This window comes from Streptomyces sp. NPDC093089 (assembly GCF_044754405.1).
Lineage (GTDB): Bacteria > Actinomycetota > Actinomycetes > Streptomycetales > Streptomycetaceae > Streptomyces.
The window spans coordinates 18,671-34,778 of record NZ_JBIVPA010000008.1; the positions used below are offsets into that span (position 1 = coordinate 18,671).

The window sequence follows — 16,108 nt, forward strand, 5'->3', positions numbered from 1 at the left end:
CGTCGTCACTTCCTTCCGGAGAGGATCGCTTCGACGCGCTTCAGGACCGGCTGGGATTCGAGGTGGAGTTGTTCGAGGTCCATCCCTTCGTCGCCCAGGACGACCATGAGCGCGGTGTCGGCCACGGCGTAGACGGCGGCGCAGCCGGTGGTGCCGTAGGCCACGGTGCGGCGCAGGGTGCCGCGGCCGGTCGCGCCGGTGGTGCGGCGTGCGAGGCCGAGGCTGGCGGCGGCGAGGGCGGCGAGGCCGTTGGGTTCGATGCCGTCTTCCGTGTCGGCCGCGATGAGGATTCCGTCGACGGCGGCGAGGGCCGTGTCGGTGATTCCGGGTATCTGATCGCGGAGTCCCTTCATCTCCCCGGTCAATGCCTCATGGTCCATTCGGTTTCCCTTCGCACCTTTTCGTGGATTCCCCGAGCGCCAGGAGCCGGTGGCCTTGGTGGTCGCTGCTCGGGTACGGCTCCGCGCACGGAGCCCCTTCAACTCGTCGCGGATTCGTCCGGGACGAGAGCTTTCATCGTGAAACCGCTGGCCCCGGGGATGCGGTACGGCAGGTCCGCGCTCCCGATGTCCACCGGGTCCGGGCCGTGGGCGGCGCGTCGCGGTTCGAGCGCCGGGACCGACCACGGTTTCGCCGTGCCGAGCACTTCACCCCGACCCGCTCGCTCGAGGAGGCCTTCGCCGAGCATCCGCGAGATCTCGACCGAGACGTGGTAGACGCCGCGGCCCACCACGAAGGCGATGTCCCGTGCGGTGCGCCTGCCGTTGGCGTGGAAGAGGATCTCCCTCCGGTGCCGGACCAGGCCTTCCGCGAGGCCCGCGGCACCGTGGCCGGCGACGACCCGTTCGCGGTCGGGGAGAACGGCCTGGGGCAGTGTGGCGAGCCCCGCGACCTTCCTGGCCGCCTCGTCCAGGAGCTCCAGCGGGTCCTCACCACCGGAGGCGGGTGCCATGGGCACGCTCCGCGGGACGGCGACGCACTCGGCGGTGTCCCCGGCGACCACGGCGAACACCGCGTCCCTGAGTGCCATCACCGTGACCACCTGGAGTTCCTTCGCCCCCAGGCGCCCTCGCGCCACGAGTTCCGCGCCCGGCATGAACCTTCCGGTCGGCGACAGCGTCCCCCAGTCCGCCGCGCTGACGCGTCCGGAGCGCAGGAGCAGCGCCTCCACCCCCGGGGCGCCCGGCGTCTCGACCGCGATCACTCGGCCCTGCCGCAGGTGGAACACCCCGCCCGGCCTGCCGTGGACGCGCAGGACGATGGTGGAACGGGCCGCCCGGCATTGGGCCAGGGCGAGGTGGAGCAGTCGGTGTCCGGCACGGTGTAGGCAGTTACGCGTATCCAGCAAAGCCCGCCCTTTCCATACCTGACACAGCCTCGACACACCGGATTTCGTACTGGCGTCCGAGGTGTGACGCCGACAAGGCAATGTCTATCAGCCGACAAGACAAATATTCCATCAGAGAGGGAATGCGACAGAATCTGCAACTTCACGCCTAAGTAGGTCTATTGCGAGACCGAACGGAAGGCCGGATGAGCACGAATTCGTTCATGGTCATGAGGCCCCCGGTGGGCACGAGCCGCCGGCCTCCCCCGTCGCCGGCGAGATCACTCCAGGGGCGGCCAGGGGCCGTCGAGCAGGCGCGCCGCCTCCTCGACGATCGCGGCCGACAGTGGTTCCCTGTCGGAGCGCCGGAGCGCCGCCCCGTCGTTGTAGGCGTCGGTCTTGTCGACCAGCGGCCCGAGCTGCTCCGGCCGGGCCAGGGCGCCCCATCCCTCGTACGTGATCAGGTCGCCGCCCGGGCCGGGGGCCAGGCTGCCCTTCACGATCAACTGGAGCCACCAGCGCACGAGTTCCCAGCGAGCCTCCTCCCAGGGCACGTCGGTGGTGTCGGCCGGAAGGTCCTGGAGCAGGCCGAGTTCGGACAGCGCTTTGTCGAACAGGGCCTCGGCCTGCTCGTGTTCGGCGCGCGTGAGGCCGGCGAGGAGGACGAGGGACTCCGTCTCGACGTCGAGGAGCAGGGCGGTGAGACCTGCCTCGACGAGCTGGTCCGGGTGGTGCGGTCGGCCGATCAGGCGTTCCACGGCGAGCATCCGGATGCAGTCGACCGCTTCCTGCGCGTTCAACGCGTACGGCGAGAAGGGTGTGGGCGCGGCGACGTCGAAACCCGGACCGCCCTCGACGAAGTACGCCCAGAAGGCGATGCCCGTGCGGGCGGGGAGGCCGCTCCGTCGGCCGGCGAACTCGTGGTGGACGTAGTCGGTGAGGTCGTTCCCGTACAGGATGATGTCGGTCTGCCAGACGGACAGGACGGGGTGCCCGTACTCCCCCGCCGTGCCGGGCAGGTAGCGGTGCCCGTAGAGCGGGACCAACCGCGGTACGGTCGCCAGCTCCGACCGCGCGAGGCGGAGCGCGTCGGCCGTCTCCGCGGGCCGTGGCGGCCAAGCGGGGTGCCAGAACCTGTTGTGCTCCACGTCGAAGAGCACTCCCTCCACCGGCCATGCCAGTCGCTCGGCCAGGTCCTCGGCGTCACCGTCGCGCCAGTCGGGCCACTGCGACGAGCCCTGCGGGAGGCCGACGGAAAGGAAGACGCGGTGGTCGGCGGCGAAGGTGAAGCCGAAGCGCGCCTCGACCTCGTCGAGCTCCCGCTCGGTGAGCCCGGGGCCGATCTCGGTTCGGAGCATGCCCTGGAGGGCTCGGGCGGCTTCCGGGGTCAGGCGATGCGGCTGCGGCGTGATCATGGTCGTCAGCGTAGAGAGCGGTGTGGCTGCGCAGGGAGGCGACCGTGGCGGCCCCGACCCCGGCGACACGTGCGCGCGCACGTGTCGCCGGGCATCGTTGGTGGGCATTGCTGGTGGGCCCAGGCGGAGCTACGCCCGGCAGGTCTGGTCCTGCGCAGGGAGCCGTCCGGTGCTCAGGTAGGCGTTGACGAGGTCGTCGACGCAGCCGTTCCCGTATTCGCCGTACAGGCCGTGCTGGCGGGCGCCCTCCACGGTGAGGAGTCGGGAGCTCGGCCACTGCTTGCGCACGGCCTGGGCGCCGGAGTAGAGCGTGCGGGGGTCGCCGGTGGCGTTCACGAGCAGGGCCGGGATGTCGTTGGTGAGCACGGTCGGGGCTTCGACGGGCCGGTCCCAGAACTCGCAGGGCGTGATGTTGTTGGCCAGGGGCCCGGCCAGGGGGTAGCGGTCGCGGGACTTCTCGACCGCCCGCCAGTAGGTGCCGACGCCCCGGCGCTCGGCCACGTCGCCGCAGATGATCGCGGTCATCTGGCTGGAGGGGGCCGAGCCCGCGCCGGTGAGCAGGAACTCCATCTGCCCGGCGAGGGCTTCGGACGGCTCGACCGGTTCGCGGTCGGCGGCGCGTGCCAGGACGCTCACGGTCTCGGCCAGGTCGGCGCGCCGCTGGTCGAGGTCGCTGCCGAGGCCTCCGACGAAGAACGCGGGGAGCACGTGCTCGTCCAACCGGTACGTCTTCCCTGTCCGCAGCGGCTCCTGCGCGGCGGAGTCGAGGATGTGCCGCACCGTCGCCAGGACCTCGCCGCGCGTGGCCCCCAGCCCGTACGTGGCGTGCCGTGCGGCGGCCCAGGACGCCCACGCGCGCAGGGCCGCCTCGTTGGCCGCCTCGGCGCCGCGCAGCAGGGTCTGGCTGTAGTGCTGCGCGGTGTTGACGCCGTCGAGCACCATGCGATCGGTGCGGCCGGGGAAGAGCTGCGTGTACACCTGGCCGAGGTAGCTGCCGTAGGAGTAGCCGAGGTAGGAGAGGGCGTTCTCGCCGAGGGCGGCGCGGATGACGTCCATGTCGCGGGCCGTGTTGCGGGTGGTGACGTACGGCAGCACGTCACCCTGGGCCCGCTTGCACCGCGCGGCCAGCTCGCGTGCGAGGGCGACCTCGTCACGGTACGCCGACCGGTCGGCCCCCGCCGAGCGGACCAGGGAGGAGCCGGTGTCCCAGCCGCAGTCCAGGGGAGTGCTCCGGCCGACGAAGCGCGGGTCCATGCCGATCAGGTCGTACCGGCCGGCGACGTCTCCCATCACCTGCGCCTTGGTCAGCGGCATGTGGAGACTGGGGCCGGCCGGCCCGCCGTCGTTGAGGAGCAGGGCGCCGATGCGGTGGGCGGTGTCGGTTGCCTTCAGGCGCGATATGGCGACGGTGAGGGTGCGACCGCCCGGGTCGGCGTAGTCGAGCGGCACGGTGATGTCGGCACAGGCGGCGCCCGCGACGTCCAGCGCCTTGCCGATCTCGTCGCCGGCCCCGAGGGCGCATGCGTGCCAGTCGATGCGTTGGGTGCGGAAGCGGGCCAGTGGGTCGGTGGCGGGGCCGGTGCTGGTGTTGGTGCTGGTGCCGATCTGCGCGTCGGTTGCCGTCGTGGCGGGGATGGTGGTCGTTGCCGTGGAGGTGGTCTTCGTGGTCGGAGTGGTTGTCGCGGTGGATGCGGTCGTCGCGGTGGGAGTGGTGCTTGCGGTCGGATGGGTCGTCGCGGTCACAGCGGTCGTCGCGGTCGCCGTGGCGGTAGCCGTCGCGGTGGCGGCGAGCGCCACCGCACACGCCGCTAATGTCTTGATGCGTCGGGAAGTTGCCATACCTGCACGCTAGGTCGGCGGACGCCTCTGCGACGTCCGGGAGATCCCCGAAACAGGGGTAGGGTCGCCCCCGAAGAATCCCAGGCCTCGACCCCCTGCCGCATAGGGGATCGCCGCTCCTCGGCGCTCCACGACCGCACGGCTTCAGCCTCGCAGCTCCTCCAGGCGCTTGAGGTCGTCGTGGATCGACTCCCTTTCCTGTGCGGTGGGATGGATGGTGGCGGACCTGGCGAGCGCAGCCGTCGCGGTCTCCTCGTCGCCGAGCCGTCCGGCGACATCCGCGCGGAGGACGAGGAGGGACAGCAACTGCGTGGGCGTGGGCCGCTCGTCCTCCGTGGCCAGGACTCGGTCGAGGATCTTCGCCGCCCCGGTCGGGTCGTCGCGCGAGTCCGCGAGGAGGGACGCGTGGTGCAGGGCCCGGGCGAAGGTCTCCTCGGGTGCGGGGCGGTGATGGCGGTCCTGACTCGCCTGCTGTCCGATGCGCAGGCAGTTGCCGGCGGGGTCGTCGTGCGGGTGGATACAGGAGCATCGGAATCGTCGTCCCACCCACGCCACACAGTCTAGTCAAAGTTGAATAGCGAGGCGAGTCGCACCGTCGCCGGGACCGGCCGGAGCCGGTGCGGGAATTGTTCGAGCAGGCACGGGGCCGATCTCTCTAGACTTCGGGCATGTCCGGTCCGACGTTGGTGATCGATTTGGCGGAGCCGCTCTCCCCGGCCGCGCTGCGGGACTTCCGGGCGCTGGCGGTGGACCTGTCCTGCCGCTTCGAGGAAAAGCGGCCAGGGTTCTTCGACGTCAACGTGCCCGCAGAGCGACTGGGGGTCGAGGACGGGCGTGACGGGGACTGGCGGAAGACGCTCTCGTTTCCGCACCCCGGTGGCACCGCTGCGGACGAGGAGCTCAGGGCCCTCGCGGGGTTCGATCCGCGGCGCGAGGACCGGCGGCGTCCCTTTCTCGTCTACTTGATGGGACCGGGTGTCGGCGACGAGGGGATCTTCCTGGCCGAGCACGCGGACGAACCCGAGGTGGAGGTCGCCCTCGGTTTCGCTCCGACGCACGCCGTCAACGTCAGCGCCTGCTGCAACCGTCCCATCGATCACGTGGCCACGGCCCTGTTGACGGCCGCCGTCATGGACGTCATCGGGGGCGTGGCCAAGGTCGAGCTGCTGGACGGACAGGCGGCGGTCGTCGGCGGCCTTCCGGGGGTTCTGGGGATCGTGGACGACTGGTTGGTCCTGGGGACGTCGGAGTTCCTGCGGGCCTGGGTCGACCATCCCGCCTTCCGGCTGGTCAAGTGACCCGTACGGATGCCGTCGGGGGTCGGGGTCAGCTTCTGCCGTCGTTGATCGGCCGACCCACAACAGCAACCGTCAACTGGTGCTGGGGAACATCCCGTTGAGCTCGGAGAAGGGCATCGCGTCGGCAAGCGGGTGGTACTCGCCCGTGGCGTACAGGGCCCGGGCGGCGCGTTGGACGGCGGTGTAGGCGGACTGGGCGAGGCCTGCGCCGAGGCTGACGCGGGCGACGCCGAGGCGGCCGAGTGCGGCGACGTCCGGTGCGCCGGGGGCGGCCATGATGTTGAGGGGTACGGGGATCGCCGCGGCCAGTTCCGCGATGGTGGCGGGGTCGGTGACGCCGGGGACGAAGATGCCGTCGGCTCCGGCGTCGACGTATGCGCGCGCTCGCTCCAGGGTGTCCTTCAGGCGGGTGGCGGGGTCGCCGAGGCCGAACAGGTAGGTGTCGGTGCGGGCGTTGAGGAAGAGGTCGGCGCCCGCTCGCTCCGCTGCCGCTCGGGCTGTCGTCAGGCGTGTGGCGAGTTCGGCCGGCGGGCGGGTGCCGTCCTCGATGTTGAGGCCCACCGCGCCTGCTTCCAGCACCCGCGTGACGGTCTCGGCGACACAGGCGGCGTCGTGGCCGTATCCGGCTTCGATGTCGGCGGACACCGGTACGTCGACCGCCTCGACGATACGGGCGATCAGGTCCACCACCAGATCGGGAGAGACGGCGTTCCCGTCCGGACGACCGTGCGACCAGGAGATTCCGGCACTGGTGGTGGCGATCGCGGGCGCTCCGGCAGCCGCGACGACGCGGGCGCCGGCCACGTCCCAGACGTTGGCGAGGGCGAGGGGGCGCGTGGAGTCGTGGAGGGAACGGAAGAGCAGGGCTTTGTTCGCGTGCGGGGAGACCATGCGGTCAGCCAACCAAGGCCTCGTGCCTGGCGTCTGGCAGGAATCCGACACCAACGTCACGTAGGGTCGAAGTCGGGGAGCGGGGAGCGGGGAAACGGAACATCGCCGAGAGGCTGGGGGCCTGGTCGTGGCCAATGACGATCCTGATCACGAAGTGCGGTCCCGGGCGTTCGTTCCGTCGGCGCGGGACGGGCGGGCGGAGGAAGCCGAGCAGGCCGAGGGAGTCGTGCGGATGGAGTGGGCCGGGCGGGCCGAGGGGGCCGAGGCCGACATGCGGTCGGTCGGTCTCGAACCCTTGGAGCCGTACGTCAACAGTCAGACGCCGTGGCGGTGTCGCTGCGCCGTGTGCGGGGGCGTCGGCACGCGGCGCCTCTCGACGATCCGGAACTTGATCAAGGAGGGGGTGGCGTCGGGGTGCGCCGCCTGCAACCGCAAGGCGGGCGGGGAGCAGAAGCGCAGGGCCAACGCCGAGCAGGCGGAGGCGATGATGCGGGCGGCCGGGTACGAGCCGCTGGAGGGCTACGTCTCCGCCTCGGCGGCGTGGAGTTGCCGCCACTCCGTCTGCGGCGAGGTGGTACGGGTGAAGGCGTCGAGCGTGCGGAGCGGGTACGAGCCGTGCCCCGTGTGCCGCGCCGAGGGGTACAAGCGGCGGGGCGCGGCCCGGCGGGTCGACTCCGACGAGGCCGGTGCGCTGATGCGGGCGCACGGGTTCGAGCCGGTGGAGCCGTATCCCGGGGCGTCGGTGGGTTGGCTCTGCCGCTGCACCGCGTGCGGGAAGGAGTCGAGGCCGATGTACTCCGGGGTGAAGGGGCGGGGGTACGGCTGCCGCCACTGCGCGGGAAGCGCTCCGCTCGACCCCGAGGCGTGTGCGGCGGAGATGCGGGCGGCGGGCTTCGAGCCACTGGAGCCGTACCCCGGGAGTGACAAGCGGTGGCTGTGTCGCTGCTCGTCCGGGCACGAGGTGCACCTGCGGCTGACCGGCGTCCGGACCGGCAAGGGCTGCCGGATGTGCGCGACGCACGGCATCGACCTCGCCGGGGCGGCGAAGCTGTACGTGATCACCCATCGGGAGTGGGGAGCGGTCAAGGTCGGCATCGGCGCCTGTACCGGCTACACCTCCCGCCTCCTCCAGCACGAGCGCAACGGGTGGGAGGTGTACCGGGCACGCGAGTACCCCACCGGAGCCGCCGCCTTCGACGTCGAGCAGGCCGTCCTGGAGCGGCTGCGGGGCGACGAGCTGTGCCCCTTCCTCACCAAGGAGGTCATGCCGAACGGCTGGAGCGAGACCTGCTCCGCGGAACGCGTGACCGCGGGCGAGGTGTGGGCCATGGTCGAGGAGGAGTCCCGCCGCGCACCCGGCGCCTACTCCCCCAGGGACGGCGACCGGCCCCGCGCCGCGGTCCTCGTCGACGCCGAGGCCGCCGCCGACGAGATGCGCGCCCGCGGGTACGAGCCCCTCGTCCCCTACCCGGGCCGTACGAACGCGACCTGGCCGTCACGCTGCACCACGTGCGGGCACGAAGGCCGGCCCACCTTCAACGCCGTACGCAACGCCGGCCAGGGCTGTCGCGTCTGCCGGGTGCGGGAGGCGCAGGCCAAGCGTGCCGCCGCGACCGCACCCAGGGCCGGCGAGGTGATGCGGGCGGCGGGCTTCGAGCCACTGGAGCCGTACCGCAGCAGCCAGGTCCCCTGGCACTGCCGCTGCACCACCTGCGGTCGCGAGAGCACCCCCACGTACTCCAACGTGAACTCAGGCCGCAGCCGCTGCCGCTTCTGCGGCTCCAAGTCGTCGAACGCCGAAGGCGCCGCCTCCGAAGTGCGCGCGGCCGGCTTCGAGCCCCTGGAGCCGTACCCCGGCCTCGCCACCGCCCCCTGGAACTGCCGCTGCTCCTGCGGCAACGAGGTGACCACCCGGCTCTCCTTCGTCCGCGCGGGCACACGGGGCTGCAAGAAATGCCCCCGCGCCGGCGGACGGACCGACCCGGCCGCTGCCGCCACCGAGGTGCGCGCGGCCGGCTTCGAGCCGCTGGAGACCTACCCGGGGAAAACCACCGACAGGTGGCACTGCCGCTGCGCCTGCGGGGCGGAGGCCACGGTCACGCTGACCGACATCAGGCGGGGCCGCCGGGTGGGGTGCGGGGCGTGCTCGCGGGGCGCCGAGGGCACGTGACGGGGCGGGGGCACGCAGCGGGGCAAGGGAACGCGGCGGGGCAGGGCGGGGGAACGCGGGGATGTCGCAGGCGGGCGGCCGGCGCCGCGACCTCTACGATCGGTCGATCGATCCAGTGATCCCGTGACCCCGTGATCCCGTGATCGAGATCGGCGCGATGAGGGATGGCGGGCGTGGCGAGTACGGCGGGCGACGGGCGGGACCTCGCGGGGGCCCAGCGGGCGCACTGGCAGAGCACGTACGCCGCCCACCCCGGCATGTACGGCGAGGAGCCGTCCGCCGCTGCCGTGTACGCGGCAGCGGCGTTCCGCGCGGCCGGAGCGTCGGACGTGCTGGAGCTGGGTGCGGGGCACGGTCGTGATGCCCTGTACTTCGCCCGTGAGGAGTTCGCCGTCCAGGCGGCGGACTTCTCCGCCACCGGCCTGGAGCAGCTCAGGGAAGCCGCCCGTGCCCAGGGCGTCGCCGACCGGGTCACGACGGCGGTGCACGACGTACGCGATCCCCTTCCCCTGCCGGACGCTTCCGTGGACGCGGTCTTCGCGCACATGCTGCTGTGCATGGCGCTGTCCACCGAGGAGATCCACGCCGTGGTCGCCGAGGTCCGTCGCGTCCTGCGGCCCGGCGGCACCTTCGTCTACACCGTGCGGCACATCGGCGACGCCCACTACGGCACCGGCACCGCCCACGGCGACGACATCCACGAGCACGGCGGCTTCGCCGTCCACTTCTTCGACCGCGCCCTCGTCGACTCCCTCGCCGACGGCTGGACCCTCGACGACGTCCACGCCTTCGAGGAGGGCGACCTCCCCCGCCGCCTGTGGCGCGTCACCCAGACCCTGCCCCGCTGAAACCCGCGCCATCCGTTGCGCCTGACCCACCAGGCTCCCTCAGCACACGTGCACGGCCACACCGCACAGACCCAGCCCTTCGTGTGTGGCTCGTCGCCAGACACGAAGGGGGCCGTCGAGAACGGACTCCTCGTCCTCGCCGTACTCCAACCAGTCCTGGGCCTCCACGGCGGCGCGCTCGGCCGGGGTGAACGTCAATGCGCGCTCGACCAGCGGCAGGGCCGCACGTACCTGCGCGGGGGTGAGCAGGAAGTTGCCGCACCAGCCCGGGAGCAGCGCCGCGCGCGTCGGGCCGATGGCGTGGAACAGGGACGAGACCCCGTACTCCTTGCTGTGGACGGAGATGAACATCTCGTCCTCACCCTGGCCTTCCCACACGTCGTCCAGCACGTGGAAGGAGGGGTCCGCCATCCCGCCGCACACCTCGTCGACATGGCTACCGGGTGCGGTGAGGGAGCGGAACGACTCGATCGCCGTGGCCTCTGCTCGCGCGCGTCCGTCACGCCCGTCCTCGCCGCCCAACGAGTACCAGGAGCGATGGTCGGGGAGCGGGTTCTGCCGCCATGCCAGCCAGCTGCGTTCGGCGTCCGGGTCCGCGCGGTCCGCCTGCATCGCGGGGAGCAGGCGCGGGGAGAGGTCCGCGATGGCCTGTTCGGCGTGACTGCTGATCGCCCACGCGCTCATGAATCCCATGTGCGAGACCCTAGCCGTCGGCTGTGACATGCCCCGGAAGCCGCCGGGGATGCCCACCTCCCCGAAGGGTGGACACGGGAGGTCGTCGCGACAGCACCATCTGTCACCATCGCGTTCCGGCGGTGACCGTTCCCGTGCGGGAGGGGTTGTCCCTGGGCAGGTCGGCCGAGGTGGGGTGCGTGTGGGTTGGTTCGGGATGCTCGGGGTCGTGGTGGGGGCGCAGCATGGAGGGAAGTGTCCCGTCGGGGCGATGTGGTCGCTGGGGCGGGTGGAGGGAGTGAGGCGATGGGTGAGGACGCACCGTCCGGGAGGGGCGGCTCCGGTGGCGCGGAGGTCGGGATGGGTGCGGGCTGGCAGTCGGCGGGGAGTCTGCTGGATTTTCTGAATGTCGCCGCGGTGGTGGTGGACACGGGTGGGCGGATCGTTTTCTGGAGTCCGCAGGCCACGGAGACGTTCGGGCACACGGCGGAGGAGGCGCTGGGGCAGTACGCGGCGCGGTTGCTGCTGAGCGAGGAGGACAGGCATCGGGCGATGGAGCTGTTCGCGGGGGTGATGGAGACGGGACAGAGCTGGGCGGGGGTGTTCCCGGTGCGGCGGCGGGACGGTACGAAGCGGTCCGTGGAGTTCCGGAACGTGCGGCTGCTGGACGACCTCGGGGACGTGTACGCGCTGGGCATCGCGGTCGACCAGTCGACGCTGCACCGGGTGGAGGAGCGTCTGGCCCTGTCGGAGCAGCTGGTGTCGCAGGCGCCGGTGGGGTTCGCGCTGCTGGACACGGACCTTCGCTACCGGCTGGTCAACGGCGCGCTGGAGCGGATCAACGGGGTCCCGGCGGCCGAGCACATCGGCCGCAGGCCCCGCGACATCCACCCGTCCAAGGAGGTGGAGCTGGTCGAGTCGGCGCTGCGGCAGGTGCTGACGACGGGCGAGCCGCTGGTAGACCAGTACATCGTCAGTCGTACGAGGGCCGACCCGGATCATGATCACGCCTGGTCCGTGTCCTACTACCGGGTCCAGGGGCCCGGTGGGCGGGTGGTCGGGGTGGCGTCGTCGGTCGTCGACGTCACCGAGCGGCATCTGGTGGCGGCCGAGGCCGAGCGGGCGCGGCGGCGGCTGACGCTGATCGCGGACGCCTCGGCCCGGGTGGGGACGACCCTCGGGGTGGAGCAGACCGCGCGGGAGCTCGTCGACGTCGCCGTGCCCGACCTGGCGGACATGGCCGCGGTCGACATCCTGGACACCGTGCTGTCCTCCCGGTCGCCGGCGCCCCGCGCGGAGGGGCCGGAGCTGTTCCGGGCCCTCGCCGTCGCCTCGGCGATCCCCGACGGCACCGGCGCCGCCGACCCGGTCGGCGAGATCGCCTCGTACGGCCCGGACCGGCTGATCACCCAGTGCGTACGGACCGGCCGGCCCGTCCTCGTGCCCCACTGCGACGAGCAGGACCTGCTGCGCGTCGCCCGTGATCCGCAGGCGGCCGCGACCCTCGCGCGCGCCGGCGCGCACTCCTATCTCGCGGTGCCCCTGATCGCGCGCGACGAGATCCTCGGCGCATTCGACCTGCTGCGCGTCTCCAACCCGGAGCCCTTCGACGCGGACGACGTCCTGCTCGCCCGCGAACTCGCGGGCCGGGCAGCCATCGCCATCGCCAACGCCCGCTGGCACCAGAACGTGCGCACCGCCGCCGAAACCCTCCAGCGCAGCATCCTGCCGCCCGCCCCGCCGCAACGCCCCGGCCTGAAGATCGACTCCCTCTACCGACCGGCGCAGGCGGCCAACGAAGTGGGCGGCGACTGGTACGACGTCATCGCGCTGGCCGACGACAAGACCGCCCTCGTCATCGGCGACGTCATGGGCAACGGCATCGACGCCGCCGCGACCATGGGCCAGCTGTGCACCGCCGCCCGCGCCTACGCCACGCTCGACCTGCCCCCCGACGAGATCCTCCGCCACCTCGACCAGCTCACCCGCGGGCTGGAGCACTACATCGCCACCTGCCTGTACGCCGTCTACGACCCGCGCACCGGCCACTGCCGCATCGCCAACGCCGGTCACCTCCCACCCGTCATCACCCGCGCCGGGCGCAAGCCCGAGCTCCTTCCCGTCCCCTCCGGTGCCCCGCTCGGCGTCGGCGGCATCACCTTCCACGCCGTGACGGTCGCCCTCCACCCGGGCGACCAGATCCTGCTGTACACCGACGGTCTCGTCGAAACCCGCGACGACTCCATCGACGACCGCCTCGCCACCCTCCTCGACACCTGGAACGCCACCGGGCCCCTCCTCGACGCCACCTGCTCACGTCTCGTCGACGCCATGCGCCGCCCCGGCGACCCCGACGACGTCGCCCTCCTCCTCGCCGAGACCCACCCCTGGCACGCGCCCCACGGCCCCGTCCCTGATCCCGGCGTCGATCGGCCTCCGCCTCCGCTCCCCCGAAAACCCCTCCCCTCTCCCCCTGCCCCTCCGCTATCGTCGTCGTCATGTGTTCCGTCATCCACAACTGGCAGGCGATCCGCACCCGGTCGACGCGCTGACCGCGGTGTCGACCGGCGTCGACACCCGGGCCCGACGTCCACCGTTCGCCTCAGGATGACGAGGTTCTTCACCATGCGCTTCTCCACCATGTGCACCACCACGTTCGTGCTCGTGCACGGCGGCTCCAGCAACGCCCGGGCCTGGGGGCCGTTGCAGAACGAACTGGCCCTGCTCGGCTGTCGCTCGTACGCGCTCGACCTGCCCGGCCACGGGGACCTGGCGGAAGGTCCCGCCGCCTACCACCGGCAGCCCCAGGACATCGCGGCGCTGGCCGCTGCGCCTTCGTCGATGAGCGGCGTCACGCTGCAGGACAACGTGCGGCTCGTGACGGATGCGGTACGGCGGCTCGGCGCCGAGGGGCCGGTCGTTCTCGTCGGCCACAGTCTGGGCGGTCTGACGATCACTGCCGTCGCCAACGCCGTTCCGGAACTCCTCGACCGCGTGGTCTACGTCTCGGCGCTCTGCCTGGGAGACCCGGCCATGCTCACGGAGCCGTGGGACGTGGTGGACGACAACCTGCTGGACGCCGCGGCGGCGCGGATCACCGTACCGGGGGTCAGCGAGCCCGGTGTCGTACGGCTCGACTGGCGTCGTGCGCACGGCGATCCGGCGTTGTTCGCCGAGCTGAAGGCGGCCGTCATGGCCGACTCCACCGATCACCGGTTCCGGCTGCTGCTGGACTCCCTGGACCCGGACGAGAACCATGCGGTGCTGGAGCCGGGGGCCGTGGTCCGGGCCGACCGGTGGGGGCGTGTCCCCCACACCTACGTCCGCCTGTCCGAGGACCGGGGCATCACCCCGGCCGTGCAGGACTACATGATCGGTCGCGCGGACGCGGTGACGCCGGACAATCCCTTCGACGTACGCACCCTGGCCACCTCGCACGTCGGCTACTTCAGCCGGCCGCGCCTGTTCGCGGAACTGCTGGCCGGCCTCGTCTGAGCCCCGCCGAGCGCTCGGCCGGCCCCGTCCGGGCCGTGCCGAGCGCTTCGGCAGACGGACGGGCGCGCGGGAGGCGGGTCAGATTTCCTCGCGCAGGCCCCACGGGGCACCGTAGGCGCCGAGGAGGTCGAGGAAGGGGCGGGGCGGGAGGGCCTCGGGGCCGAGGACGCCGTTCGCCTTCCAGGTGCCGTCGGCGATCAGCTCAAGGGCGATCACGGGGTTGAGGGCGGTCTGCCAGACGACGGCCTGGGAGCCGTACTCGCGCATCGTCCATGCGTTGTCGACGACGTGGTAGAGGTAGGTCTCGCGCGGGGATCCGTTCTTGGTGCCCTTGACCCAGGTGCCCGCGCAGGTCTTGCCCTTCATGCGGTCGCCGAGGGTGGCGGGGTCGGGGAGGCAGGCGGCGACGACGTCGCGCGGGGAGACGGCGACGGGGCCGTCGGGGCCGGGGACGGTGACCTTCGCCGTCGCGTCGAGGCCCAGCTCGTGGAGGGTCTTGAGCTTGGCGATGAAGTCGTCGCCGAGGCCGTACTTGAAGGTGACGCGGCGGGCGTCGAGCCAGCGGGGCATGAGGAGGACTTCCTCGTGTTCGACGTTCACGCATTCCACGGGGCCGATGCCCTCGGGGAAGTCGAAGACCTCGGGTTCGCTGAAGGGGGCCGTGGTGAACCAGCCGCGGTCCTTCTCGTAGACGACGGGCGGGTTGAGGCACTCCTCGATGGTGGTCCAGATGCTGAAGGACGGTGCGAAGTCGTAGCCGTCGACGGTGAGGTTCGCGCCGTCGCGGACGCCGAGTTCGTCGATCTCGTCGAAGAGTTCGTCGGCGGCGTACCTGGCGAAGACGTCCGAGAGGCCGGGCTCCACGCCCATGCCGACGAGGGCGAGGCGGTCGGCGCGCTCCCAGGCCTCGGACCGGGCGAACTGCTCGTCGCCGAGCTTGACCCCGCACTGCTCGTACGGTGCGGTCGGGTGCGGGACGGACAGCGACATCGCCATGTCGACGTAGTGCGCGCCGGCGGCGAGGGCGCCGTCGAACAGCGGCATGACGAAGCGGGGGTCGGTCGCGTTCAGCAGCACGTCGCAGTTCTCCTCGACGAGGACGCGGCGCACCGCCTCCTCGTCGGAGGCGTCCAGGCGGCGGGCCCGGAAGCGGTCCCCCGCGTCGCCGAGCGCCGCCACGGCGGCCTCCGCCCGGGACAGGTCGTAGTCGGCGACGACCATGCACGTCAGAAAGTCGCGGCGGGCCGCGATACGGGTGACGGCGGTTCCGACGCCGCCCGCACCCACCAGAAGTACACGCATGTCACACACCCTTTCGTCGAGGCGTTCCCGGCGAGCGCCCGGGGACGTGCCGATCGAACACGATGCCCCGCGTTAAGGTCTACGGCGTTGGCATAAGCGAGGGGAGGCTGCGGACGCGATGCCGAAGAAGGTGGTTCCGGAGGCGGAACGGCGCAGGCGGAGGCCCACACGGCAGGGGGTCGTGCTGTCGGAGAAGCTGATCGTGCGGACGGCACTGCGGATGCTGCGCGAGCACGGCACCGCAGGGCTGAGCGCCCGCCGGCTCGGCGCCGCTCTCGGCGCCGACCCCAGCACCGTCTACCGGTACTTCGCCGGCCTCGACGGCCTCACCAGGGCCATCGGCGAGGAACTGATGGGCCGCGCCCTCGACAGCTGGACGGCCACCGGGGCCTGGCGTGCCGACCTCCGCAGCCTGGGCCTGGCCATCCACGCCTCGTACCTCGCCCACCCCCAAGCCGCCCTGCTGACCGCCAGCCGCGTCACCGGCCGCCCGCGCGAGATCGAGGTCGACGAGACCATCCTCGGCATCCTGCGCACCGCCGGCTTCGACGACACCGACGCCGTCGGCGTCTACCACGCCTTCATCGACCTGGCGCTCGCCTTCGCCGCCCTGGACGCGGGCGCCCTGGCCGTCAAGGACGAGGTCAGAGCGGCCGACGAGGACATGTGGACCTCCACCTACGCCCGTCTGCCGTCCGAAACCCACCCTCACATCGCCGCCACCGCGCACCTGCTGGCCGACCGGATGAACGACAGCGCCTACCCGGTCGTCCTGGACACGCTCCTGGGCAGGGCGGAGGCGAGGCTGGCCGCGGTGCGCGGTCGGGCCGGGAAGGGAGGAGGGGCGTGAA

The 16,108-nt window shown here is 72.0% G+C and carries 12 protein-coding genes and 3 pseudogenes; 6 read left to right on the plus strand and 9 right to left on the minus strand.

Translation table 11 applies throughout. The annotated features are described in order from the left end of the window. Positions 1–5: 5 nt before the first annotated feature. From ACIQFX_RS19540 to ACIQFX_RS19560, 5 genes and pseudogenes are all read right to left on the minus strand, one after another. On the minus strand, positions 6–380 hold the full coding sequence (locus ACIQFX_RS19540) for a roadblock/LC7 domain-containing protein (RefSeq protein ID WP_402464695.1): 375 nt from the start codon (positions 378–380) through the stop codon (positions 6–8). 98 nt (positions 381–478) lie between these two features. Continuing rightward, complete coding sequence (locus ACIQFX_RS19545; protein ID WP_402464697.1) at positions 479–1,348, minus strand: MarR family transcriptional regulator; 870 nt, start codon at positions 1,346–1,348, stop codon at positions 479–481. Between the two features lie 260 nt (positions 1,349–1,608). After that, the gene (locus ACIQFX_RS19550) at positions 1,609–2,742 is read right to left on the minus strand and encodes a hypothetical protein (protein ID WP_402464699.1); all 1,134 of its coding nucleotides are present in this window, start codon (positions 2,740–2,742) and stop codon (positions 1,609–1,611) included. 129 nt (positions 2,743–2,871) lie between these two features. After that, positions 2,872–4,581: an alpha/beta hydrolase gene (locus ACIQFX_RS19555; RefSeq protein ID WP_402464701.1), complete on the minus strand. Its 1,710-nt coding sequence runs from the start codon at positions 4,579–4,581 to the stop codon at positions 2,872–2,874. Between the two features lie 144 nt (positions 4,582–4,725). Then, positions 4,726–5,085: pseudogene (locus ACIQFX_RS19560) on the minus strand (VOC family protein); the annotation flags it as partial. 164 nt (positions 5,086–5,249) lie between these two features. On the opposite strand from ACIQFX_RS19560, the gene ACIQFX_RS19565 reads away from it, so the two are divergent. Next, the gene (locus ACIQFX_RS19565) at positions 5,250–5,879 is read left to right on the plus strand and encodes a DUF6368 family protein (RefSeq protein WP_402464703.1); all 630 of its coding nucleotides are present in this window, start codon (positions 5,250–5,252) and stop codon (positions 5,877–5,879) included. A gap of 72 nt (positions 5,880–5,951) precedes the next feature. Here the strand turns inward: ACIQFX_RS19565 and ACIQFX_RS19570 are convergent, their stop codons facing one another. Then, the gene (locus ACIQFX_RS19570) at positions 5,952–6,770 is read right to left on the minus strand and encodes an isocitrate lyase/phosphoenolpyruvate mutase family protein (protein WP_402465601.1); all 819 of its coding nucleotides are present in this window, start codon (positions 6,768–6,770) and stop codon (positions 5,952–5,954) included. 388 nt (positions 6,771–7,158) lie between these two features. On the opposite strand from ACIQFX_RS19570, the gene ACIQFX_RS19575 reads away from it, so the two are divergent. Both ACIQFX_RS19575 and ACIQFX_RS19580 read left to right on the plus strand, forming a co-directional pair. Next, entirely contained in the window at positions 7,159–8,940 is a 1,782-nt protein-coding gene (locus ACIQFX_RS19575; RefSeq protein WP_402464705.1) for a hypothetical protein, read from the plus strand. 173 nt (positions 8,941–9,113) lie between these two features. Next, a complete protein-coding gene (locus ACIQFX_RS19580) occupies positions 9,114–9,788 on the plus strand; it encodes a class I SAM-dependent methyltransferase (RefSeq protein WP_402464707.1) in 675 nt (224 codons plus the stop codon). A gap of 39 nt (positions 9,789–9,827) precedes the next feature. Here the strand turns inward: ACIQFX_RS19580 and ACIQFX_RS19585 are convergent, their stop codons facing one another. Further along, positions 9,828–10,481 carry a hypothetical protein gene (locus ACIQFX_RS19585; protein WP_402464709.1) on the minus strand — a complete coding sequence of 218 codons (654 nt, stop codon included), beginning with the start codon at positions 10,479–10,481 and terminating at the stop codon, positions 9,828–9,830. A 103-nt stretch (positions 10,482–10,584) separates the two neighbouring features. After that, the gene (locus ACIQFX_RS19590; protein WP_402464711.1) at positions 10,585–10,707 is read right to left on the minus strand and encodes a hypothetical protein; all 123 of its coding nucleotides are present in this window, start codon (positions 10,705–10,707) and stop codon (positions 10,585–10,587) included. Positions 10,708–10,820: 113 nt separating this feature from the next. Here ACIQFX_RS19590 and ACIQFX_RS19595 point away from each other — a divergent pair. Together ACIQFX_RS19595 and ACIQFX_RS19600 are read left to right on the plus strand one after the other, a co-directional pair. Continuing rightward, positions 10,821–12,836: pseudogene (locus tag ACIQFX_RS19595) on the plus strand (SpoIIE family protein phosphatase); the annotation flags it as partial. Between the two features lie 288 nt (positions 12,837–13,124). Further along, a pseudogene (locus ACIQFX_RS19600) lies at positions 13,125–13,955 on the plus strand (alpha/beta hydrolase); the annotation flags it as partial. A 78-nt stretch (positions 13,956–14,033) separates the two neighbouring features. Here ACIQFX_RS19600 and ACIQFX_RS19605 read toward each other — a convergent pair. Further along, positions 14,034–15,257: a saccharopine dehydrogenase family protein gene (locus ACIQFX_RS19605; RefSeq protein ID WP_402464713.1), complete on the minus strand. Its 1,224-nt coding sequence runs from the start codon at positions 15,255–15,257 to the stop codon at positions 14,034–14,036. Between the two features lie 118 nt (positions 15,258–15,375). Here ACIQFX_RS19605 and ACIQFX_RS19610 point away from each other — a divergent pair, with 118 nt between their 5' ends. Then, positions 15,376–16,107 (plus strand): TetR/AcrR family transcriptional regulator, encoded by a 732-nt coding sequence (locus ACIQFX_RS19610; RefSeq protein ID WP_402464715.1) that lies wholly within the window; start codon positions 15,376–15,378, stop codon positions 16,105–16,107. Position 16,108 lies beyond the last annotated feature (1 nt).

Bases quoted from the DNA above. Each gene is read 5' to 3' on its own strand.
- ACIQFX_RS19570 (WP_402465601.1), bottom strand. From the start codon at position 6,770: ATGGTCTCCCCGCACGCGAACAAAGCCCTGCTCTTCCGTTCCCTCCAC.
- ACIQFX_RS19585 (WP_402464709.1), bottom strand. From the start codon at position 10,481: ATGGGATTCATGAGCGCGTGGGCGATCAGCAGTCACGCCGAACAGGCC.
- ACIQFX_RS19550 (WP_402464699.1), bottom strand. From the start codon at position 2,742: ATGATCACGCCGCAGCCGCATCGCCTGACCCCGGAAGCCGCCCGAGCC.
- ACIQFX_RS19590 (WP_402464711.1), bottom strand. From the start codon at position 10,707: ATGCTGCGCCCCCACCACGACCCCGAGCATCCCGAACCAACCCACACG.
- ACIQFX_RS19605 (WP_402464713.1), bottom strand. From the start codon at position 15,257: ATGCGTGTACTTCTGGTGGGTGCGGGCGGCGTCGGAACCGCCGTCACC.
- ACIQFX_RS19610 (WP_402464715.1), top strand. From the start codon at position 15,376: ATGCCGAAGAAGGTGGTTCCGGAGGCGGAACGGCGCAGGCGGAGGCCC.
- ACIQFX_RS19565 (WP_402464703.1), top strand. From the start codon at position 5,250: ATGTCCGGTCCGACGTTGGTGATCGATTTGGCGGAGCCGCTCTCCCCG.
- ACIQFX_RS19540 (WP_402464695.1), bottom strand. From the start codon at position 380: ATGGACCATGAGGCATTGACCGGGGAGATGAAGGGACTCCGCGATCAG.
- ACIQFX_RS19555 (WP_402464701.1), bottom strand. From the start codon at position 4,581: ATGGCAACTTCCCGACGCATCAAGACATTAGCGGCGTGTGCGGTGGCG.